The following is a 22,426-nucleotide window of genomic DNA, read 5'->3' as shown; positions in this document are numbered from 1 at the left end:
TCAGGACTGGGTCGCGGCGGCGAGTTCGACGGACCGGCTGCCCTGGCGCTTGCGCTCCGCGGCCAGTTGCAGCCAGGCGGCGATCAGGGCCCGGTTGTTGGCCCGCCAACGGTTGACCGGCCGGTCCGGGTCGTAGTTGACCGGCACCGGCGGGTTCTCGCCCTTGGCCCGCGCCCGGTGGTACTCCAGGGCCAGCCGTCCGGTCGGATAGTCCTGGTGCCCCTGCAGCAGCAGGTATCTGCCGTCGGCGGAGACCACGGTGGTCGGCCCGCTCTGCTCGGACGTGTCCAGTGGGATGAGCTTGCCCGCCCGCACCGCCTCCGCGAAGGGCTCCGGGTCGAGTTCGGCGTATCTGCTCTGCGGCAACCAGTAGCGGTCGTCGAGTCCGCGCATGAGTGGGTGCTCGGGCTGGAGGTTGGTCATTTCGAAGACGCCCGACAGCTTCTCGCTGAAGTGCTTCTTGTCGATGTCGAAGAACACCTTCGCCACCACCTGCGCACCCCAGCAGACGCCCGCGAGGGAGCCGACCCGCCCGCTGGCGTCCTTCAGGGTCTCCACGACCTCGTCCCAGTACCGGGCCTCGGTGAAGACCGGGTTGCGGTCCATCACCGAGCCGCTGAGCAGCAGCGCGTCGCACGAGTCGATGTCGACCTCGTCGTAGAAGCGGTGTGTCGCGGCCAGGATCTCCTGGTTGCTGCTGTTGTACGGGTGGTTACGTACCTTGATCCAGTGCAGCTCGGTGCCGGCCGGCACCACGCCGGCCAGGTAGTCCAGGTAGACCTCGGCCTCCGGCATCACGTTGAGTACCGCGAGGCGGAACGGGGAAGGGCTGGTCATGCGGTCACCTCTGCTTCGGTACGGTGCTCGGGGTTGGACGCGGCCAGGACGGCAGCCAGATGCTCGGCCACGTCCTGCGGCCTTTCTCGGACGAAGTAGTGATCGCCGGGGAGCACCAGCAGCTCGGACCGGGCCGCCAACCGCTGCCAGCTGCGCCAGCCCTCGGCGTAGTCCTCCGTCAGCGGGTCCTTGTCGCCGATCAGGCAGGACAGCGGCGCCCGGAGCGGCTCGCCCGGCTGCGCCAGCAGCCGGCGGAAGTAGCGCCGCGCCTCGGTGCCGTCATGGCGCAGCAGGCGCCCGATGGTGCGCGCCTCGTCGTCGCTCAGGTCGTCGAAGCCGCCCAGCGCGGCGAAGCGCATGGCCAGTTCGACGTCGTCGACCACGGCGAAGGGGTCGTCGTCGAGCTCGTTCACGCGCTCCGGCGGGTACGAGGCGCCGACGGTCAGGCCGCGCAGGTCGAAACCCTGCTGCTCGAGCCGTCGGGCGATCTCGGTGGCCAGGGCCACCCCGCCGCAGTGGCCGTAGATGACCACCGGACGGTCCTTCAGCCCGCGCGACGCCTCGACCACCGCGTCGGCCACGGTGTCGAGCGGCTGCAACGCCTCGTCGGTGCCGCCGTGCTCGTGGCCCGGCAGCCGTACCGAGTGGAGGGCGAAGCGACCCTCCACCGCCTCGGCGAGGGTCTGGTAGACGCCCGCGTGGCCGCCGCCGTAGGGCACGCAGATCAGCACGGGGGCCGGGTCCGATCGAGTCAGCCGCACCAGGACCCCGGTCTCCGACTGGCCCCGGCCCAGGTGCTCCGCCAGGGCACGGACGCTCTGGTACTGGTAGAGCGCGGTGATCGGGATCGGCAGCTCGGGGATCCGGCAGGCACGCAGCGCCTTGAGCGAGTTCCCGCCCAGGTCGAAGAAGCTCGCCTCGACGTCCAGCGCCTCGAAGTCGATTGCCAGGACCTGGGCCCAGTGCCGGGCCAGCAGTTCCTCGACCTCGTTCGCGGGGGCCGCGGAGCGACCGCTGGTCGCGGCGAACCGCGGTGCGGGCAGGTTCCGGCGGTCGACCTTGCCGTTGGAGGTCAACGGCAGCTTCTCCAGTTGGACGAAACCCTCCGGCACCAGGTGCTCCGGCACCCTCCGACGCAGCCACCCGCGCAGTCGCGCCGGCAGGTCGTCAGCCGGCGCGGGGTCGGTCAGCACCACGTACGCCACCAACCGGCGGTCGCCCGACTCGTCGGGCGGGGCCGCGACCAGGCAGGCGCGTACCTGCGGATGTTCGCCGAGCACCGCCTCGATCTCCCCCAGCTCGATGCGCACACCGCGGATCTTCACCTGGAAGTCGATCCGGCCGAGCAGCTCGATGGTGCCGTCCGGCCCGAACCTGGCCAGGTCCCCGGTGCGGTAGAGCCGCTCACCCGGCCGGCTCGGCCACGGGTGAGGGACGAACTTCTCGGCCGTCAGCTCCGGTCGGTCCAGATAGCCGGCGGCCACCCCCACGCCCCCGAGGAGCAGTTCGCCGGGCACTCCGACCGGCACCTGCTGCATCCGTTCGTCCAGGATGTACGCCGACTGGTTGGCCATCGGTCTGCCGTACGGGATGCTGCGCCACGCCGGGTCCACGGCGCCGACCGGATACGTGATCGAGTCCACCGAAAGCTCGGTCGCTCCGCCCGCGCTGACGAAGTTGACCCGGGGGAAGACGGCCCGCACCCGGTCCGGTTGCGTCAGCGGGATCCAGTCGCCGTCGAGCACCGCCAGCCGCAGTGTGTCCTGCTCGGACGCCCGCTCGGCGGCCACGTCGAGCAACGCGTCCATCAGTGCCGGGGCCGAGTGCCACAGGGTGACGCCTTCCCGGTCGAGAAGGTCCCACCAGTGCTCAGGGTCCTTCTCCCGACCCGGCTCGGGGAAGACCAGGACGCCGCCGGCGTTCAGGCTGCAGAACATGTCGCAGACCGAGATGTCGAAGCTCAGCGACGACACGCACAGCGTCCGGTCGTCGGGGCCCATGTCGAACGTGCGGCAGTAGTCCTCGACGTTGTTGATCCGGCCCCGGTGGTCCAGCATCACGCCCTTCGGCTGGCCGGACGAGCCGGAGGTGTAGATGACGTACGCGAACGCCTCGGGCGGCACCCGCAGGTCGAGCGGCGTCGCGGGCTGCGCGGCGATGGTCGACCAGTCGTCGTCGAGGGCCAGTCGGGGCAGCTCGAACCCGCTCGTCGCCCGGGTGCCGCGGCCCCAGGTCAGCAGGGCGCGCTGCCCGGAGTCCGCGACCATGTACGCGATCCGGTCTCTCGGGTACGACGGATCGAGCGGCACGTACGCGGCGCCGGCCTTCATCACGGCCAGCACGCCGACCACCGTGGCGGTGGACTTGTCGGTGCACACGCCGACCCGGTCGCCCGGGCGGATACCCATCTGCACCAGGCACCGCGCCACCTGGTTGGCGCGCGCCTCCAGCTCGGCGTAGGTCAGGCGGCCGTCGCCCGCCACCACCGCCAGGGCGGCCGGCCGCGCGGCCGCCTGCCGCTCGGCCAGACCGTGCAGGGTGCGGTCGAGGTCGTACGGTCGAGCCGTCGCGTTCCAGTGCCGTTGGATCCGCTCGGCGTGCTCGCCGGCGACCGCCTCGATCTCCCACACGTGGCGGTCCGGTTCGGTGCCCAGCCGCTCCACCAGCAGCCGGAACTGGTCGAGCATGGCCTTGGCCACCTCGTCGTCGAGCCGGTGCCGGTAGTAGCTGAGCACCAGCATGATCTGTTCACCGGTGAACGCACGGACCGCGACCGGGTAGTTCGTCGGCCCGCTCCAGTCGTAGTCGACGAGCTGCATCCCCGCCCAGCGGGACGCGTGTTCGTCGCCCAGCGGGTAGTTCTGGAAGCTGAGCAGGGTTTCGAACAGCGGCTTACCGCGTTCCAGCTCGGACAACTGCTGGATGTCCGCCAGGCCGGTGAACTGATGTGACTGCAGCCGGAGCAGGTCACGCTGGACGTCGGTGAGCCAGTCGGCCACCCGGCGGGCCGGGTCGATGCGCACCCGCAGCGGAACCGCGTTGATGAACAGGCCGACCATGTGCTCCACCCCGGTCAGCTCCGGCGGGCGGCCGGCCGTCGTGGAGCCGAACAGCACCTCGTCCTCGTTGCTGTAGGCACCGAGCAGTCGAGCCCAGGCCGCGTGCACCAGCGCGCTGACCGAGACACCCAGTCGGGCGCAGGTGGCCTGGACGGCCGCGCTGACCTGAGGATCGAGGCTGACCGAGAGGGCGATCTCGGTGCCGCCACCGCCCTCGTGGACGCCCTGCCCCTGGTCCACGGCCAGTCGGGTCGGCGCGGTGAACCCGCTGAGATAGTCGCGCCAGAACCGCTCGTCCGCGGCCTTGTCGCGCTCGCCGAGATAGCGGATGAACTCGCCGAAGGGCCGCACCGGCTCGACCGCCGGCAGCCTGCCGTGCTCGACCAGCGAGGCGTAGCACTCCAGCACCTCGCGCATGACGGTGCCGAAGCTCCAGCCGTCGAGCAGGATGTGGTGGTGACTCCAGACGAAGCGGTGCTCGTGCTCGCCGACCTGCCGCAGGGTCAGGCGCATCAGCGGTGCCCGCGCCATGTCGAAGCCGCGCTGCTGATCGGCGTGCAGCAGGTCACGCCAGTCGGCGTCGGGGTCGGCGCGGTCGCGCCAGTCCGCCCAGTCGAGCGGCACCGTGACCGTACGACCGACGACCTGGATCGGTTCCTTGAGCTTCTGCCACGCGAACGCCGTGCGTAGCACCGGGTGACGGGCCACCACCCAGTTCCAGGCCTGTCCGAACGCCGCCAGGTCGAGCGGTCCGGCGACGGTGCACCGGATCTGCTCGAAGTAGGTCGGCTCACCGGGCCGGCTGAGCGTGTGGAACAGCAGTCCCTGCTGCAGGGGGGACAGAGGGTAGGCCGCCTCGACGTTATTCGCCATGTCCGCTCCTCACCGGTTGCCGGCCGACAGTGCGGGCTCGGTCAGTTCAGTTCTCGGATCCGGCACGGCCGGCGGGAGTCCGGCGGCCACGTCGTACGGCAGCGGGAACTCGCGGCACAGGGAGTGCACGCCGGCGCTCACGCCGCTCCGTACCGCGTCGGGCAGGAAGAAGTCGCCGCCCTCGCCCCTCTGCGTGTGGGTGAGCACGGTGTCGATCAGCTCGACGCAGCGCTGCATCTGGGCCGGACCCATGCCGCGCAGGGCGACCGTGTTGCTGCCGAGACGTACGCCGCTGCCCACCGCGGCGGTACGGGTGTCCCCCGGGATCTTGTTCTTGTTCACCAGGATGTCGCAGCTCTCCAGGGCCCGTTCGGCCACCAGGCCGTCGAGTCCGGACGGCACCCGGAACAGCACGATGTGGTTGTCCGTGCCGCCGCCGACCAGTTCGTAGCCCCGCGCGGTGAGCGCCCTGGCGAGTGCGTCGGCGTTGCCGCGGATGCGCTGTGCCAGCTGGCGGAAGCCGGGGTCGAGCAACCGGCTCATCGCTCTCGCCTTGGCCGCGATGGTGTGCACCTCGGGCGACCCCTGCATCATCGGGAACACGGCGCTGTCGATGCGCTGCGCCAGGGTGCGACCGCCGTCGCCGGTGGTGGTGTCCGCGTCGCGCCCCATCATGATCAGCCCGCCGCGGGGGCCGTACAGCTGCTTGAAGGTGCAGGTGGTGGTGAAGTGCGCGGCGTCGATCGAGCTGGGGTGCAGGCCGGCGGCGACCAGACCGGCGATGTGGGTGATGTCGGCCAGCACGTACGCGCCCACCGTGTCGGCGATCTCCCGGATGCGATCGAAGTCGATGACCCGGGTGTACGAGGTGGTGCCGCACACGATGAGCTTCGGGCGGTGCTCCCGGGTCAACTGCGCCAGCTGCCGGTAGTCGATCAGGCCGCGCTCGTCGAGCCCGTAGCTGTGCACCTTGTACAGCTTGCCGCTCAGGTTGACCGACGAGCCGTGCGTCAGGTGACCGCCCTGGTCGAGTGCCATGCCGACGATGGTGTCGCCGGGGCGCAGCAGCGCCTGCATGACGGTGTGGTTGGCGAAGCTGGCGCAGTGCGGCTGCACGTTGACGTACCGGGCCCCGAACACCTGCTTGGCCCGCTCGACCGCCAGTTCCTCGAGCCTGTCGACGTACTGGCAGCCGGCGTGGTACCGCCGGCCTGGGTAGCCCTCGGCGGTCACGTTGACGACGCTGGAACCGACGACCGCCTGCACCGAGGAGTCGGTGCCGCCGCTGGAGGCCACCAGCGACAGGGACCGGCACTGGCGCTGATGTTCGAGTTCGATCAGCCGGAAGACCTCCGGGTCGTCACGCCGCAGCGTGGCGATGCCCTGATTCAGGTACTGCCCGAGGTGGTTGGGTTGCGCGGCCAACTCCGTAAGTTCCTGGTTCACCATGAGTCTTCCTCGAGCAGTGTGTGGATGGATTCCCCAGGCCGGGTCAATCCGGCCTCGGAGAGGGCGAGCCAGTCACGCCAGAAGCCGGCGATGGTGGCCTCCTCGAACAGGGCGCTGCGGTAGGCGAAGATCCCCGCCAGCCCTCCGTCGTCGCTGTCCCAGAGCACCGCCGACAGGTCGAACCACGACACGGCGCCGTCGAACTGCACCGGGGTGAGACGGGTCCGGCCCAGGAAACGGTCGTCGTCGCCCCCGGAGCCCTGCAACGACAGCAGGGTCTGCACCAGCGGCGGGCGGGAGGCGTCCCCGCCGACGCCGAGCTGGTCGACCAGCAGGTCGAACGGGTAGCGCTGGTGAGCGAAGGCTCCGTTCAGAGCGGTACGGACCCGCTCGAACAGGGTGCCGAAGCTCGGGTCACCTGTCGCGTCGACCAGGACCGGCAACGTGTTGATGAAGCAGCCGGGCAGTCGCTCCGCGTCGGCGTGGTGCCGGCCCGCGACCGGGACGCCCACCAGGAACTTCTCCGCCTGGGTCAGCCGGGCCAGCCACGCCGCGTACCCCGTCATCATCCAGGTGAACAGGGTGCCGTTGCGTTGCCGCGCGGCCTCGCGGATCCGCGCCACGACGTCCGCAGGCACGGCGAGGGTGTACCAGGCCCCGTTGTGGTCCTGCTGCGGGCCGTACGGGAAGTCGGTCGGCATCGGCAGCTGCGTCGGTACGCCGGCCAGGTGGTCCCGCCAGAACGCCGCGTCCTCCGCGAAGGCCGGCTGCCGGGCCAGCGCCGCCTCGTAGACGGCCCAGTCGGTGAACTGCAGCGGCGGCGGCTCGACCTCCGTTCGCGTGCCGCCGAGCAGCGCGGTGTAGTCCTGCGTCAGCTCGTCGAGCAGCAGATTCATCGACCGCTCGTCGCAGATGGCGTGGTGCAGGACGAACTGGAACCACCCGTGCGCCGGGTCGTCCTCGTCGACCAGCAGCAGGGCCCGCACCGCGCCGGCCCTGGCCAGGTCGAACGGCTGCGACGCGTGCTCCCGCAGCTCCAGCGTCGCACCGTCGGCGGAGGCTGCGGTGGCGGTCACGGTCAGGTCCAGGCTGCCGGTCGGCTCGACCAGCTGCACAAGCTCACCGTCCGCCAGTGCGAACCGGGTGCGCAGGAGCGCGTGCCGCTGCACGAGCCGATCCAGTGCCTGCCGCAGGGTGTCGACGTCGACCGGCCCACGCAGTTCGAAGGCACAGCTCACGTTGTAGGCGCCCGACTTCGGGTTCACCTGCTGCAGCATCCACATGCGCTGCTGGGAGTGGGTGGCGGGCGCGCGGTCCCGGTTCGGGTCGTGCTGCGGCCCGGAGTGGGCGCCCGGCGACGCGGCTGGCACCAGCGAGTCGACGTACTCGGCGAGCTGCCGCAGCTGGGAATGGTCCCAGAGGTCCTCGAGGGACACCGAGACGCCGAACTCCTTGACGATCGCGTTGTCCATCTGGGCCTGCATCAGCGAGTCGCCGCCGAGGTCGAAGAAGTCGTCGTCGCGGCTGACCCGCTCGGTGTCGAGCAGGTTGCACCAGATGGCCGCCAGTCGCCGCTCGGACGCCGTGCCGTCGTCCTCCGCGAGCCGCTGCACCGCCGTCGCCTGCGCCGGGGCACCGGTGCGAGGCTCAGGCTGCGCCTTGGCGGCGAGGTTCGGCAGGTCGACCCAGCAGCGGACCGGTTCGAAGAGCGCCGTCGGTATCGACCTGCGCCCGCCGTACCCACCGAGAAGCTCGACCGTACGCGCCCAGTCGATCCGTACGCCCGCCTTGTAGAGCGCGGCCAGCGCGGTCAGCAGCGTGTCGCGGGGCGACGTGCTCGATGCGTCCAGCCGGACCACGGTCCCGTGGTGGTTCGCCGCCAGTTCGACGAGCCGGCCGGACCAGGGCGCCAGGAACACCGGCTCGCCCTGGGCGGAGATCGTGGTGAAGGCGGCGGCGGTGCGCGCGGGGTCGGGTGCCGGCACGTCGCGCAGTTCGGGCAGTCGTGCCGCGGCGGCGAGCAGGTCGGACTGCCCACGCAGCACGTCAACCAGCAGGTTGCCGTCGCCGTGCCCGATCAGGATGCGGTCCGACAGTCCGGCGGCCAGCAGCGACTGGGGCAGGGTCAGCCGGCAGAGCAGCAGCTCCGCGGCGGCGCGGGAGGCCGGCTCGGCGTCCGCCACCACACCACGGTGCTGCTCGTGCCACGTCCGCAGGGCGGGGAACGCGGTCAGCCAGGCTTCGGTCGTCTCCTGGTCCACCGTGCCGTCGTGGGGCAGCAACAGGATCTGTGCCGTGGCGTCGGGGGCCTCGACCACCTCGCCGCCGCCGTCGGCCAACTCCTGGAGCCCTCGCACCGCCTGCGTGACGTCGGCGGCCAGCACCGTGCTCCGCCACCGGTCGTGGTCGCGTCCGACCGCCTGCACCCAGGCCAGGTCGGCAAGTGCCAGGGGGTCGCTGGTCCTGCTCAGGTGCTGGGCCAGCCGGCCGGCGTGCTGGCGCAGGGCACCCTCGCTCCGGGCGGCCAGCGGGATCAGCAGGGGCGGGCGTTCCCGCGGCACCCGGTCGGGGTAGGTGGGTGGCGCCTGCTCGACCACGAGGTGCACGTTGGTGCCGGTCAAGCCGAACGCGCTGACCCCGGCCCGGCGTTGCGCCGGCGTCTGCCACGGCTCGGTGCCGGTCGACAGGCGCAGCGCCGAGCGTTGCGTCTCCAGCAGCGGGTTGGGGGTGGTGAAGTGCGCCGAGGCGTACCGCTTGCCGAGCTTGACCGCCATCACCGCCTTGAGCAGCCCCACCGCGCCAGCCGCCGAGTCGAGATGGCCGAGGTTGGACTTGACCGAACTGAGGTCGCAGAACCCCACCCGCTCGGTACGCCGGGCGAAGGCGCTGGACAGCGCCTGGAACTCGATCGGGTCGCCCAGCCGCGTGCCGGTGCCGTGCGCCTCGATGAAGCCCAGTGACTGGGGATGGACACCCGCGGCTCGCCACGCTTCGAGCAGCAGTTCCTCCTGGGCCTGTGAACTGGGCGCCGCGAACCCGTTGCTGCGGGCACCGTCGTGGTTGGCGGCGCCACCGAGGATCAGCGCGTGCACCGGGTCACCGTCGGCCTGCGCCCGGTCGAGCGGCTTGAGCAGGAACACGACGCCGCCCTCGCCGAGGCCGGTGCCGTCGGCGGCGGCGTCGAAGCTACGGGCCCGCCCGCCGGGCGAGACGATTCCCTCGGTGCCCGGCTCGTTGGCGAGCGGCGGGATCGGCAGCAGCCGCACGCCTCCGGTCAGGGCCCAGTCCGCCTCTCCGGCGGCGAGCCGACGGCAGGCTTCGTGGATCGCGGCCAGCGCGGACGAGCAGGCGGTGTCGACGGTCATGGCCGGCCCGCGCAGGTCCAGGGTGTGCGCGATCCGGCCGGCCTGGGCGGCCGGCAGCAGGCCGGTGACCATGGGCGAATCGGCCGGGTCGATCAGCGCGGAGTAGGTCTCCGCCGCGGCCCCGAAGATCACCGCGGTACGACTGCCCCGGAAGTCGGCGAGGGGGTAGCCGGCGTCCCAGATCGCCTTGCAGCTCAACTGCAACAGGAAGCGTTGCTGTGGGTCCATCTGACGCGCTTCGCGGAGGGACAGACCGAAGAAGGCGTGGTCGAAGGTGTCGACACGGTCCAGGAGTGCGCAGTCCGACAACGCCGTCTCGGCATCGAGCCCGCCGTCGCCGCGACGCTGGGCAGGCACAGGACCAACCAGGTCACGACGGCTGTCGAGCACGTCGGCGAAGTCGGACAGGTCGTCACCGCTGCCAGGCAGCGCGGCTGCGATGCCGACGATGGCAATGGGTTGAGCGTGTGGATTCATGGGCGACCTCTACAGACGGAAGCTGAAGTCGGAGGCAACGGATTGGTCGGTTGCACCAGCGCTGTCCAGCGCGTCAGCGATGGCGGCCACGGTGTTGAGGCGGAACAGGTCGATCAGCTTGAGCGCGCCGGGATACCGGGCGTCGAGCCGCTCGTGCAGTCGGGTCAGGGTCAGCGAGGTTCCGCCGATGGCGAAGAAGCTGTCGTCGCGCCCGATGTCGGCCTCCGGCAGGAGCTCGTGCCAGATCGCCGCGACCTCCTGCTCCACGGGGCCTCGGGGCGGAGCGGCGCGGTTGTTCGACCGGCGCCGCTGCGCGGCCTTCGCCGCCAGCGCCCTGCGATCCAGCTTGCCGTTGCCGGTCAGGGGGAAGTTGTCGAGGCGGCCGATCCAGGCTGGAACCATGTAGCCCGGCAGCTTCGTGCGCAGTGCGGAACGCAGCAGCTCCGGGTCGACCTCGGCGGGTGCGGCGACGAAGCTGACCAGATGCTGGTCACCCCCCTCGCCGACCACCAGCACGGCGGCGTCGACGATCCGAGGATCGAGGCCGACGAGCACGCGCTCGATCTCGCCGGGTTCGATCCGGATGCCCCGCAGCTTGACCTGGTCGTCGACACGACCGAGAAACTCGATCTCGTTGGTGCGCGTCAGCCGGGCCAGGTCGCCGGTGCGGTACAGGCGTTCACCGGGCCGGGTGGAGTACGGGTGTGGGACGAACGTCTGGGCGGTCAGTTCGGGTCGGTTCAGGTAGCCCCGCGCAAGTCCCAGCCCACCGAGGTAGAGCTCGCCGGGGACACCGGGCGGCAGCACGTTGAGCCCGGCGTCGAGCACGAAGGCCTGCGCGCCGGGGAAGGCGTTGCCGATGGTGGGATCCGTGTCGGGGCTCAGGCCGGCGCAGCTGACGATGGTGGCGCACACGGTGGCCTCGCTCGGGCCGTACGCGTTCCAGATGTGCACCCGGTCGCCCCACCGCTGCACCAGCTCGGCGGGGCACGCCTCGCCGGCCAGGACGAGGTGCCGCAGAGTGGCGGGCAACGCGTCCACCATGGCGAGGTTGGAGGGGGGCATGGTCAGGTGGGTGATGCCCCGGGCCGCCAGCGTCTGGGCCAGGGGGGCGCCGGGCAGCAGGGCGTCCGGCGCGGTCAGGTGCAGGCACGCCCCGGTGAGCAGACCCATCACGCACTCCCAGACGGAGGCGTCGAACGAGTACGGGGCGTACTGGAGCACCCGTGCGCCCGGACCGGCCGCGAACCGGGACTGGTGCAGCTCGCGAAGCTGCGTCAGGCCCCGGTGGGCCAGCAGTACCGCCTTGGGTGTGCCGGTCGATCCGGAGGTGTAGATGGCGTACGCGAGGTGTTCCGTGCCGAGTTCCGCCGGCGGCAGGCTGGCCGGGGTGTGCCCGCCATCCGGCTCCGCCGTGTCCACCCGCAGCGCCGGTACGGCGTTCGGGTCCAGCCGTCCCGCCAGCGTGTCGTCGGTCACCTGCAGGCGGACCTTGGCGTCGTCGGCGATCCAGGCCATCCGTTCGGCCGGCAGTGCGGGATCCAGGCAGAGGAACGCCGCGCCCGCCTTCGCGACGGCCAGCAGGGCGATGACCATGGTGCGGTCCCGAGGCAGGACGATGGCGACCAGATCGTCCGGGCGGACGTTCCGGGCGACCAGGGCTCTCGCCAGGCGTTCGGCCCTGGCATCCAGTTCCCCGTAGCTGAGCACGCCCTGGTCGTCCTGCACGGCCGGGGCGTCCGGCCGCGCCGCGACCTGTTCGGCGAACAACGCCGGCAGCGTGGCCGGAGCTTCCGTCGTCTCCGGCTGGGCCAGGGCCACCAGCGCGCGTTGCTCATCCGCCGAGCACAGCCGCAGGTGGTCGATCGGCCGTCCCGGGTGGCGCGCGACCTCACCCATCAGGTTGTCCAGGCAGTCGGCGTACCCAGCGATCGTCTCAGGTTCGAACAGGTCGGTCCGGTAGTCCCACTCGGCCAGCCAGCCGTGTTCGTCCTGGCTGATCATGAGGGTCACGTCGTACTGGGTCGCGACCGGCGGCACCTCCAGCACGCTGCAGCTCAGGCCGTCCGGCGTGAGCGGCTTCTGCTGGGCGGCGTGCAACACGAACATCGTCTGGAACACCGGCGTGTGGTGGAAGCTGTGTTCCAGGTCGAGCGCGGCGACCACCGTCTCGATCTGGGCGTGTTGATGGTGGAACGCTTCGAGGCAACGCTCCTTGGTCTGGGCCAGCAGTTGGTGGAACGTCACGGCACCGCCCAGGTCGGCGCGGATCGCCAGGGTGTTGAGTAGGCAGCCGATCAGGCTCTCCGTGCCGGGACGGTCGCGGTTGGCGATCGGCGTGCCCACCACGATGTCGGTCTGTCCGGACAGCCGCCGCAACAGGGCCTGGTAGACGGTGAGCAGCGTGGTGAACGGCGTGGTTCCCTGGGCGCGGCCGATCGACAGCAGGCGGTCGGTCGTGTCCTCGGGCAGCCGGCGGGTGAGCCGGGCCGCTCGGAACGACACGGCGGTCTCGGGAGGGTGGTCGAACGCCAGCGGCAGGCGGCTCGGCAGGTCGGCGAGCCGTTCCCGCCAGTAGGTGACGTCCCTGCGGATGACGGGCAGTCGATCCAGGTGCTGACGCTGCCATTCGGCGTAGTCGAGGACCGACAGGCGGGCGGCGCCCGCGGTCGGGGTGCCGGCGACCGCCGCCGCGTAGTCGGTGAACAGCTCGTCGAACAGCAGCCGCAGCGACCACGCGTCGGCGACGACGTGGTGGATGACCAGACCGAGGACAGCGACCGGGCTGCCGTCAGGCGCCGGTGGTTCCTGGATCAGCAGCCACCGGGCCGGGGCCTCGGTGGCCAGGTCGAACGGTATGCCGACGGCATTGGTCAGCAGCCGTTCGGTGCTGGTGGCGCCCTCCGACGACAGATCGGGCAGTACGGCGGGCTGGTTGCTCACCGCCTGCTGGCGCAGCTGCCCGTCAGGTTGACGGTCGATGCGCAGGCGTAGCGCCTCGTGCCGGTCGGTCAACGCCTGCAGGGCGCGGCGTAGCGCGGCGTGGTCGAGGTCCCCGCAGATCCGCATCGCCGTGCCGATGTTCGCCACGGCGCTACCGGGTCGTAGCTGCTCGACCAGCCACATCCGCTCCTGGGCGAAGGCCAGGGGCGCCGGTCCGGTGCCGGAGCGACGGCGCAGGGCCGGTATGGCGACCTCCTGCGTGAGCGTCCGGTCGATCCGCGCGGCCAGGGCGCGAACCGTGCGGTCGTCGAAGATGTCCGACAGGTTGATCTCCGCACCGAGGTGCTCCCGAACGGCCACCATCAGTTGCATCGCCAGCAGCGAGTGCCCACCGAGATCGAAGAAGTCGGCGTCGGCCCCGAGCGGTCCGCTGCGCGTCACCCGCGCCATGAGCGTGGCCACCTCACGCTCGGTCGCGGTGTCCAGCGTGGCGACGTCACCGACGTGGCGGGACGGATCGGGCAGGGCGTTCCGATCGATCTTGCCGTTGGCGTTGCGCGGGAAGGCCGGCAACGGCACCCAGTACCGGGGCACCATGTAGCCCGGCAGTTCGGCCCGCAGGGCGGCCTCGATCGCCTCGGCGGTGGCGTCACCGACCCAGTAGCAGACCAGGTGCGGGGTGTCCCCGACCGTACGCACCACCACCAGCGCCTGCTCGACGCCGTCGACCGCTCGGGCGCGGCTGTCGATCTCACCGGTCTCGATGCGGAAGCCACGCAGCTTGACCTGGTGGTCGTAGCGGCCCAGGTAGTGCAGCGAGCCGTCCTCGCCCATCCGGACGCGGTCACCGGTGCGGTACATCCGCGCGCCGGGCACGTCGCTGAAGGGGTCCGGCAGGAAGCGCTCGGCGGTCAGCTCCGGTCGGCGCAGGTAGCCCTGGGCCAGTCCCAGGCCGCTGAGGTAAAGCTCGCCGGCCACACCGACGGGCACCGGCACGAGGTGGCGGTCGAGCACGTAGGCGTTGGTGCCGTCGATGGGCCGGCCGATCGACGGTTCCTCGGCGCTTCCCCGCGGCACCTCGCACCAGGTGGAGTAGGTGGTGTCCTCGGAGGGGCCGTAGAGGTTGAACACGCGCACCACGGGCGACCCGTCGTGGATCCGGTCGACGAGGGTCCGTGGCAGCGCCTCGCCGGCCAGGTTGACCACCCGGGTACCCGACGGAAGGGCACCGGCGGTCAGTAGTTCAGCCATCGCCGACGGGACGGTGTTGACCAGGGTGGGCGGCACGCCGGGTTGCTGTGCCAGCTCGAGGACGGTGTCCACCAACCGGACGGACCCACCGACGGACAGCGGAAGGAAGATCTCGAACACCGACAGGTCGAAGCAGACCGAGGTGCTCGCCAGCACCACGGCCAGGTCCGCGCGGTCGAACTCGCCGCGGGCCCAACCCAGGAAGGCGTGCAGTGCCCGGTAGGGCACGGCGACGCCCTTGGGGCGGCCGGTCGATCCCGAGGTGTAGATCAGGTAGGCGATGTGTTCCGGTGCCGGTGCCGCGGCCGCCGGCAGCTCCGCGACGGGTGCCAGCCGCGTCACGTCCAGCGTGGGACCGACGTCGGCGGGCAGTGCGTCCCGGGTGTCGGGCTCGACCAGCACCAGGGCGCACTGCGAGTCCCGGGCGATGAAGGCCAACCGCTCGGGTGGGTAGCCCGGGTCGAGCGGCACGTAGGACGCTCCGCAGCGCAGGACCGCCAGCAGCGCGGCGACCAGGTCCGGCGTACGGCGCAGGCAGATGCCGACGAAGTCCTGCGGGCCCACCCCGGCGTCGCGCAGTGCCTGCTGGATCGTGGCGACGCGGGCGGCCAACGCGCGGTAGCCGATCGTGCGGTCGGCGACGTGGACCGCCGGGGCGTCCGGCTCGGCGGTGGCCAGTGCGGCGAAGGCGGCCACCGGATCCAGCCCGGCCGGCGCGTTGGACAGCCGGCGGGCTGCGGCGCGCGGGTCGCCCTCGCGGGAGACGACCGGATCGACGGTGGCAACCCGTCCCGCAGGGTCGTCCACGAGCGCGGACAGGAGTTGCAGCCAGTGCGCCAACATGCGGTTGGAGAGCGCTTCGGGGAAGCGGTCGGCCGGAAACTCCAGCGTGGCGAAGCAGCCGTGCTGCGGCCGGTCGGCGCCGGGCATCAGGGCGTACGCGGTGTCGATCTGCAGCAGCAGTTCGAACTTGGTGTGCCGGTGGCCGGCGAACACCCGCGCGGCCTCGATGCCGGGCAGCTCGGGAAGCGGCTCGTCCTCCGGTTGGACCACCAGCATCGTCTGCAGCGGCATCCCTCCCAACCGCCCCGCCAGGCGGTCGAGGGGCACGTCGCCGTAGCCGTACGCGGTCAGCACCCCGCCACGCACCCGCCGGATCAGGTCGAGCCAGCTGTCGCCCGGCCTCACCGACACGCGCAGCGGCACCGTGTTGACGAAGAGCCCGTAGGTGTCCTGGACGGCCGGATCGTCGCGCCCGGCCGTCGGCATCGCGACCACCAGCTCGTCCTGCCCGGTGTAGCGGGCGAGCAGCGCCGTGTAGGCGGCGGCGTAGAGCATGAAGGGGGTGACGCCGTGGGTGGCGGCATGGCCCTCCAGCCGCTTGACGAGCAGCTCGGGCAGCGCGACGCGCACCGTCCCGGCCGGTGCCGGTTCCCGACGGTTGGTCGCCTCGACGGGCAGGTCGAGATCGAATCGGACGCCGTCGAGCTCGGCGGCCGCGGCGTCCAGCCGGGTCGCGAAGGCCGGTGAGGCGAGCCGCGCCCGCTCGGCGAGCACCGCGTCGCGGTAGTCGGCCGGGGCGTCGGGCCACTGCGGCGCCTGCCCGCCGACGCCGGCGCGGTAGGCGAGGCTCAGGTCCCGGAAGAACAACCCGGCCGACCATCCGTCGGTGATGATGTGGTGGGCGACGAACGCCAGGACGTGCTCGTCCTCGGCGAGGCGCACCAGCGTCGCTCGCCACAGCGGTCCCTCGGCCAGGTCGAATCCCCGCCCGGTCTCGTCGTCGAACCACTGCTTCAGCTCGCCCCGAGCGACGGTCCGTCGTGCCAGCCGGACCGGCACCGCGGTGACCGGCCGCAGTGACTGCACCAGTTCGTCGTCGCGGTGGGCGAAGACCGCGCGCAACTGTCCGTGCCGGTCGACCACCGCCGCGAGCGCACGTTCGAGCGCGTCGACGTCGAGCGGCCCCCGCAGCCAGACCGCCTCGGTCTCCACGTACGCCCGGGTGGACGGATGCCGGTTCTGCAGGAACCACAGACGTTGTTGTGCGGACGAGGCGGGAAAGAACTCCTCCTCCTCGGGGACGGCCAGGCTGCTACCAGGGTTCATCGCGCTATGTCCTCGATGTCCGAGCGGTCAGGTGTCGTGGCGGTCACGCCGTACGCGTCTAGGGCCAGGTCGGCACGGACGGCACGACAGATGCGGGCCCGGTGGGTGTGCAGCACGAAGTGGCCGCCCTCGTAGAGGCGGACGTTCGTGTCGCGGTCGCTGAGCCGGCTCCAGAGCTTGAGGTCGGCGACCGGGGTGAAGACGTCCCGGGTACCGCCGAAGACGGACAGCGGGCAGGCCACCTTCTGCTCCGCGGGCCGGTAGGTCTCCGCCACCTCGAAGTCCGAACGCAGGATCGGCAGGTAGACGCGCATCAGTTCGTCGTCGGCGAGGACGGCGGGGTCCGTGGCGCCGAAGGCCACCAGTTCCGCGATCAGGGCGGGGTCCGCCATCTGGTGGCGCATCGGTCCGACGTGTGGCAGGAACGGCGCGCGGGCCGCGCCGGCGATGAGCCGGCGCGGCGCGCGGCCGCGTTGCTGCAGGTGCAACGTGAGTGCGTAGGCGACGGCCGCACCGAAGCTGTAACCGAGCAGTGCGAAGGGCTCCGACGACCAGCTCTCGCACTGCTCGGCCATCTGCTCGACCAGCGTCGGCATGTCGCGCACCAGGGGAACGCCGAAGCGCTCGCCCCGTCCGGGCAGGGCCGCCACCCGGACGTCGACGGTCGGGGCGAGCGCCTCCCGCCATCCGGCGAACGCTTCGGCGCCGCCGCCGGAGTAGGGGATGCAGAACAGGATCACGGTGAGTTTCCGTCCGGGCCCTGACTCGTCGTGGCGAGACGCACGCTTCGCGGGCGCATGTCCACCCAGTGCTGTCCGATGTAGTCCAGGCACGCCTGCCGGTCGCTGGCGGGGGTCCGGGCGTGCCATCCCGCCGGTAGGTCACGGTAGGCGGGCCAGATCGAGTACTGGTCCTCGTCGTTGGTCACCACGAGGTACTGCTCCTCGTCCTGCGGTTGACTCATCGCTGGACCTCCAGCACGCTCGCGCCGACGGCGGGCACGGGCTGCACCCAGCCGTCCGGCCCGGGGGCGAGACCGTGCTGGATGTCGAGGAGGCTCTGGCGCAGGTGCCACGCGAGCTTCTGTGACGGCACGGGCAGCCGCAGACCGGACGCGTCGCCGATCAGCTCGACAGGCGCCACGACCGAGCCGGTGCCGCAGCCGAACACCTCGACGTCCTCGCCGCCGCGCAGCGCCTCGATGAGCGTCTCGACCTCGATCGGCTCTTCCCGCATGTCCAGCTCGAGCGGGCCGGCCAGCTGCAACAGGCTGTCGCGGGTGATGCCGGCGAGGATCGTGTCCGACAGCGGCGGCGTCAGAATGCGGTCACCGATCCGGACGAAGACGTTCATCGCGGTGAACTCCTCCAGGTACCGGTGGTGCACCGCGTCCAGCCACAGCAGTTGCTGGAAGCCGTGTTCGCGCAGCTTGGCCGCGGCGGCGAAGCTGGCCGCGTAGTTGCCGGCCGCCTTGACCGCACCGGTGCCGCCCGGCCCGGCCCGACTGAACTCGCGCTCCACCCACGCCGAGATCGGCGTCGTGAAGAAGACGTCGGACGGAGTGGCGAGGACCACGAAGCAGAACCCGGTGGCCGGTACGACCGACAGGTCAGCCGACTCGGCGAACATCGTCGGGCGCAGGTAGAGCGACTGGCCCTGCCGGCCGGGCACCAACCGGTCGAGCATCGCCACGAGCTCCTCGAGCGCCCCGACGAAGTACGTCTCGTCGATGGGGGGCATGCCGAGTCGCTGCGCGGAGCGGTTGAAGCGACGGGCGTGGTCGTACGGCCGGAACAGCAGCGCCGTGCCGCCCACCGACGCCGGGCCGAGGTTCCGGTACGCCTTCATGCCCTCGAAGATGGCCTGGCCGTAGTGCAGCGCCTGGGCGTGCGGGTCGAGCGCCAGCGGCGCCAGCGGCTCCAGCCGGGGTCGCTGCCACACTCCGTCCTGGTAGTGGGCGATCGCCATCACCGGTGCCATCAGGCGCCCGAAGCCCAGCGGATCGGGAAGCTCGATCTCAGCCAGTTGCGCCAGAAGTTCCTTGCTCAGTTCCGGCGCCTGGGCGTTGTCGACCGTGGGTCGGGACGTAGGGGTCATCATCAGCTCCAGCACCGCAGCGGTTGGTCCGTACCGGCGCTGCCCACGAAGCCCGAAAGGGTGATCCGACGCCCCTGCTCGATCTTGCGGACAGCGTGGGCGCGCAGCGTGTTCACCAGCACCAGGTCCCCCACCTCGGGGGCGATCAGCAGCGAATCCTCAGGAAGCATGCTGCGTGGATAGCCGTAACTTCCCGGGTATTTATCCCGTAGTTGTTCGTACTCTTCGTCGCTGATCACGCGGTCCCAGGTCTCCAGTTGCCCGCCTTCGTCAGCGGTGTCGAGGTAGACGTTCACGCCGAGCTGGCTGACCAGGGGCGGAATGTCGTCGGCCTCTTTCACCTCGCGCCAGAGAATGTCCTGGTGGGGCAGGGCTTCGCTGTCGGTCCGCCAGAGCCTGGTGATTCCGAACGGCATCTTCCGTCCGGACATGGTCATCAGACTCGCGCCGCCCGGCCACGCCTCGTCGAGGGCCAGTCGGAGCAGATCGATGGGCGACGGATGTGGCGCGCTCAGGGCACGCAGTTTCTCCTGCAGCGGCAGCGCCATCGCGAAGTAACTCTCCCGGCGCTCGGCATCGTCCATCACGTTCCAGAAGGAGTCGATGTCGCTTTCGTAGATGCTCCCCTTGGCCGCTTCCTCGATCGCACGGTAGAGCGCGTCCGCGAGGCTCTTGCAGTACAGGGGGTCGTAGAATTGGGGGACGCGTACAGCGATGACCTCACCGTCGAACAGTTTGGTCATCACTTCCGAGTCCAGTGACCTGACCGTGGCGAGTCGGCTGTGCGGAGGCATACTTCTCCCTAGGCACGAATTGATTGCGGCGACGAAAGGGCAACGATCGGCGAGGATTCGCCGGGCATGCCCAGCTTCTTACGACTGGCGAAGTGCGACCTGCACGCTCACCCGTCGATGAGGGCCCACCTGCTGGCTTCCGATTTCGCTCTGGGGGTGCTCTTTCCGGCCAGCGCGATGAGTTCCGGTTTGAACAGCGGCGGCGAGTCCATCGCGGGCTCCCAGGTGGCGAGCCGTTCGTCCTGCGGCACCTCGACGCAGCGGTCGTTCGCGAGATCGTTGACCACCCGCAACAGCAGCCGGACACCGAGCGGGGCGAGGTGTTCGCGCCACAGGCTCTCGGGCGTCGAACCCGGCGGGACCAGCACGTGCTCCTGGGCCGCGATGGGGCCGCCGTCCGTACGTTCGGTGAGGTGGTAGACGGTTCCACCGGTGACCTTGTCGCCGTCGCGGATCGTCCACCTGATGGCGTCGCGCCCGCGGTGCAGCGGCAGGAGGCTGGGGTGGTATCCGATGGAAGCCAGAGCCGCCCGTGCCCTGGTCTTCCGGCCGATGAACGCGTGTGAGTGCGCAGCCACGATGACGTCGACCTTGTCGGGGATGTGATGTGCCCGCAGTTCGGCCGCCTCGGACCACATTATCTGCCGGGGGAACGACCAGGAGCGTAGTCGGTCCCACGACAGCGGCTCGCTATCGTCGGTGTGGCCCTTGCGTGTGCGGGGAGAGGCGACTCCAAGGATTCGGTGACCCGCCTCCTGAAGCGCCTCCGCCGTCTGCACGGCGAAGAACCCGCGGCCGGACAGGAAAATATTCACGCGCCCTCCAGCTGCCTTTCGGCTTTTGCACCCACTGCCGTCGGAGATAGGACGGAAGCGCAAAGAAACGCCCCAGCGTTGTCACTGCACAGGGACGCCGACCAACCGGACTCGGCACGTCGAGTCGCGTCGGGGTCCTGAGCACAAAAAAAAGAGTTGCGCCTGGTTACCACCCCCGGGCCGCCGGCACCACAACCCGCTTGTGCCACGGTGTCGAGAGCCGGAAACGACTGGCGCGGGACGCCCCACCTCCACACGACATAGGAGTTAATTAATCGATGAACGGGAGCATAGCACTGGCTGGAGTCGCCCGCTAGCCCTGCGTCATGGGGCCGGCATCCCCCCATTCACCTGCAGCTAAGCGCCCGGAGGCGGTCATTGTTGCGGCGACAACTGTCGGATGCCTGATAGTGGGAGGACGTCACCAAGCGCCGACATCGGCGATGCGGGCGGCAGTCAGATCGGGTTCTACGCGCGGTTTGGTGGCGATTCCGACATTCGGAGCCATCGTTCCTAGTGCGACAGTGCCGCGCGGACCGGCCATCAAAGCCGCACACCATATCGGCATTAACACAATGCCCCGCGGCGATGCAACCCGGCGCGGGGGTGTGGAAATCAAACACTACGCGGCACACTGTTTCGGACACTTCGGTGGGCATGGATGGGTTGGAACCCACCGACGCTAGGGAGAGCGAAAGGGACGGAATGAACAGACTCCTTGCGACCGCCACCGTCGCGAGCCTGCTCGCCGGTGCGCTGGTCGTCTCGCCGGGGGCCCAGGCGGCGCCGATCCCGGCCGAGCACGAGGCCTACCTACCGCCGCCGATCGCGTGGGGCCGCTGTGCGGATCCCGGCCTGCAGCAGGGCGGCGCGGAGTGCGGCTTCGTGCAGGTCCCGCTGGACTACGACCGCCCGCGGGGCGAAAAGATCAAGATCGCGGTGTCGCGGGTGCGGCACAAGACGCCCGACGCGCAGTACCAGGGCATCATGTTGATCAATCCGGGTGGTCCCGGAGCGTCCGGCCTGCCGCTGTCTGCCGTCGTCGGCGGGCTCGTACCCAAGCAGGCGGGCGAGGCGTACGACTGGATCGGTTTCGATCCGCGCGGCGTCGGCGCCAGCGAACCCTCCCTGTCCTGCGACGGCAGCTACTTCGGCTACCGCCAACCGTTCCACGTGCCGGTCACCGGCCAGCTCGAACGCACCTGGCTACGGCGGACGAAGGACTACGCCCACGCCTGCGACCGGGCGGGCGGGCGGCTTCTGGACCACATGAAGACGACCGACACGGTCAAGGACATGGACAGCATCCGCAGGGCCCTGCGTGAGCCGAAGCTCAACTTCTACGGCTTCTCGTACGGCAGCTACCTGGGCCAGGTCTACGCCACCCTGTACCCGCAGCGGGTGCGCCGCATGGTGCTCGACGGCAACACCGACCCGCGCACGGTGTGGTACCAGGCCAACCTCAACCAGGACGTCGCCTTCGACCGCAACCTGAAGGCGTACTTCGACTGGATCGCCGAGCACCATGACGTCTACCGGTTGGGCAGGAGCGGCGGTGAGGTCGAGCGGCGCTTCTACGCCGTGCAGCACAAACTGCTCAGGGCACCGGCGGACGGGATCATCGGCCCGAGTGAGCTGACCGAGGCGTTCCTTCCCGCCGGCTACAACGTCTACGCCTGGCAGCCGGTCGCGCAGGCGTTCTCCAGCTACGTCCACGACGGTGACGTCTCCGGCATCAAGGCGCTGTACGACTCCAGCCACCCGCAGGGAGTGGGCGCCGACAACGGGTACGCCGTCTACCTCGCGGTCCAGTGCACCGACGTGCAGTGGCCGAGGAGCTGGGCCCGGTGGAAGGCCGACACCTGGCGGGTCTTCGCTCGGGCGCCCTTCTACACCTGGAGCAACGCGTGGTACAACGCGCCGTGCCGCCACTGGGGTGCCGGAGCCGGCCGGCCGGTCGAGGTCGACGGTTCCGCGGCACCACCGGTCTTGCTGGTGAACGAGACGTTCGACGCGGCCACGCCGTACTCCGGTGCCCTCGAGGTGCGCAGCCGCTTCCCGAAGTCGGTACTCATCGAGGGCGTCGGCGGCACCACCCACGCGAGCTCGCTGGGCGGCGTCGCCTGCGTCGACGACCGGATCGCCGACTACCTGCTGACCGGTGCGCTGCCCGAGCGCAGGTCCGGCCGGCGCTCCGACGTCCAGTGCGAGCCGGTGCCGAGGCCGACGCCAGCCAAGGTGGCCGGGCAGCGACCCAGCTCTGCCCCGGCCCTCCCGGGAGCTGACGGCGACGCCGCGCGCGACCAGCTGCGGCGGCTCGTCGCTCCGCGGTAGCCGCATCTGCGGGGCGGGGTGGC

The 22,426-nt window shown here is 70.7% G+C and carries 11 protein-coding genes; 1 reads left to right on the top strand and 10 read right to left on the bottom strand.

Features of this window, described 5'->3' with window-relative positions; genetic code table 11:
• The 10 genes from V6U77_RS09055 to V6U77_RS09010 form a co-directional block, all read right to left on the bottom strand.
• Entirely contained in the window at positions 1–837 is an 837-nt protein-coding gene (locus tag V6U77_RS09055; RefSeq protein WP_334605791.1) for a homoserine O-acetyltransferase/O-succinyltransferase family protein, read from the bottom strand.
• Positions 834–4,769 carry a non-ribosomal peptide synthetase gene (locus V6U77_RS09050; protein WP_334605790.1) on the bottom strand — a complete coding sequence of 1,312 codons (3,936 nt, stop codon included), beginning with the start codon at positions 4,767–4,769 and terminating at the stop codon, positions 834–836. Before V6U77_RS09050 ends, V6U77_RS09055 begins: the two co-directional genes overlap by 4 nt.
• A gap of 9 nt (positions 4,770–4,778) precedes the next feature.
• Complete coding sequence (gene glyA, locus V6U77_RS09045; RefSeq protein WP_334605789.1) at positions 4,779–6,215, bottom strand: serine hydroxymethyltransferase; 1,437 nt, start codon at positions 6,213–6,215, stop codon at positions 4,779–4,781.
• The gene (locus V6U77_RS09040) at positions 6,212–10,060 is read right to left on the bottom strand and encodes a condensation domain-containing protein (RefSeq protein WP_334605788.1); all 3,849 of its coding nucleotides are present in this window, start codon (positions 10,058–10,060) and stop codon (positions 6,212–6,214) included. Before V6U77_RS09040 ends, glyA begins: the two co-directional genes overlap by 4 nt.
• Positions 10,061–10,069: 9 nt before the next feature.
• Positions 10,070–16,363: an amino acid adenylation domain-containing protein gene (locus V6U77_RS09035; RefSeq protein ID WP_334605787.1), complete on the bottom strand. Its 6,294-nt coding sequence runs from the start codon at positions 16,361–16,363 to the stop codon at positions 10,070–10,072.
• Positions 16,360–17,103 carry a thioesterase II family protein gene (locus V6U77_RS09030; protein WP_334605786.1) on the bottom strand — a complete coding sequence of 248 codons (744 nt, stop codon included), beginning with the start codon at positions 17,101–17,103 and terminating at the stop codon, positions 16,360–16,362. The genes V6U77_RS09035 and V6U77_RS09030 overlap by 4 nt, the downstream gene beginning before the upstream one ends.
• Positions 17,100–17,327, bottom strand: a complete 228-nt coding sequence (locus tag V6U77_RS09025; RefSeq protein ID WP_334605785.1) for an MbtH family protein — start codon at positions 17,325–17,327, stop codon at positions 17,100–17,102. Before V6U77_RS09025 ends, V6U77_RS09030 begins: the two co-directional genes overlap by 4 nt.
• Positions 17,324–18,460, bottom strand: a complete 1,137-nt coding sequence (locus tag V6U77_RS09020; protein WP_334605784.1) for a branched-chain amino acid aminotransferase — start codon at positions 18,458–18,460, stop codon at positions 17,324–17,326. Before V6U77_RS09020 ends, V6U77_RS09025 begins: the two co-directional genes overlap by 4 nt.
• Before the next feature lie 2 nt (positions 18,461–18,462).
• Positions 18,463–19,203 carry a 2OG-Fe(II)-dependent halogenase WelO5 family protein gene (locus tag V6U77_RS09015; RefSeq protein WP_334605783.1) on the bottom strand — a complete coding sequence of 247 codons (741 nt, stop codon included), beginning with the start codon at positions 19,201–19,203 and terminating at the stop codon, positions 18,463–18,465.
• 158 nt (positions 19,204–19,361) lie between these two features.
• Entirely contained in the window at positions 19,362–20,069 is a 708-nt protein-coding gene (locus V6U77_RS09010) for a formyltransferase family protein (protein WP_334605782.1), read from the bottom strand.
• A gap of 705 nt (positions 20,070–20,774) precedes the next feature.
• Here V6U77_RS09010 and V6U77_RS09005 point away from each other — a divergent pair.
• Entirely contained in the window at positions 20,775–22,403 is a 1,629-nt protein-coding gene (locus tag V6U77_RS09005; RefSeq protein WP_334605781.1) for an alpha/beta hydrolase, read from the top strand.
• Positions 22,404–22,426 lie beyond the last annotated feature (23 nt).

It is taken from the genome of Micromonospora sp. CPCC 205546 (genome assembly GCF_036902715.1).
Classification (GTDB): Bacteria; Actinomycetota; Actinomycetes; order Mycobacteriales; family Micromonosporaceae; genus Micromonospora.
The sequence above is the reverse complement of the archived record's forward strand: the minus strand, read 5'-3'. Positions and strand labels throughout refer to the sequence as shown.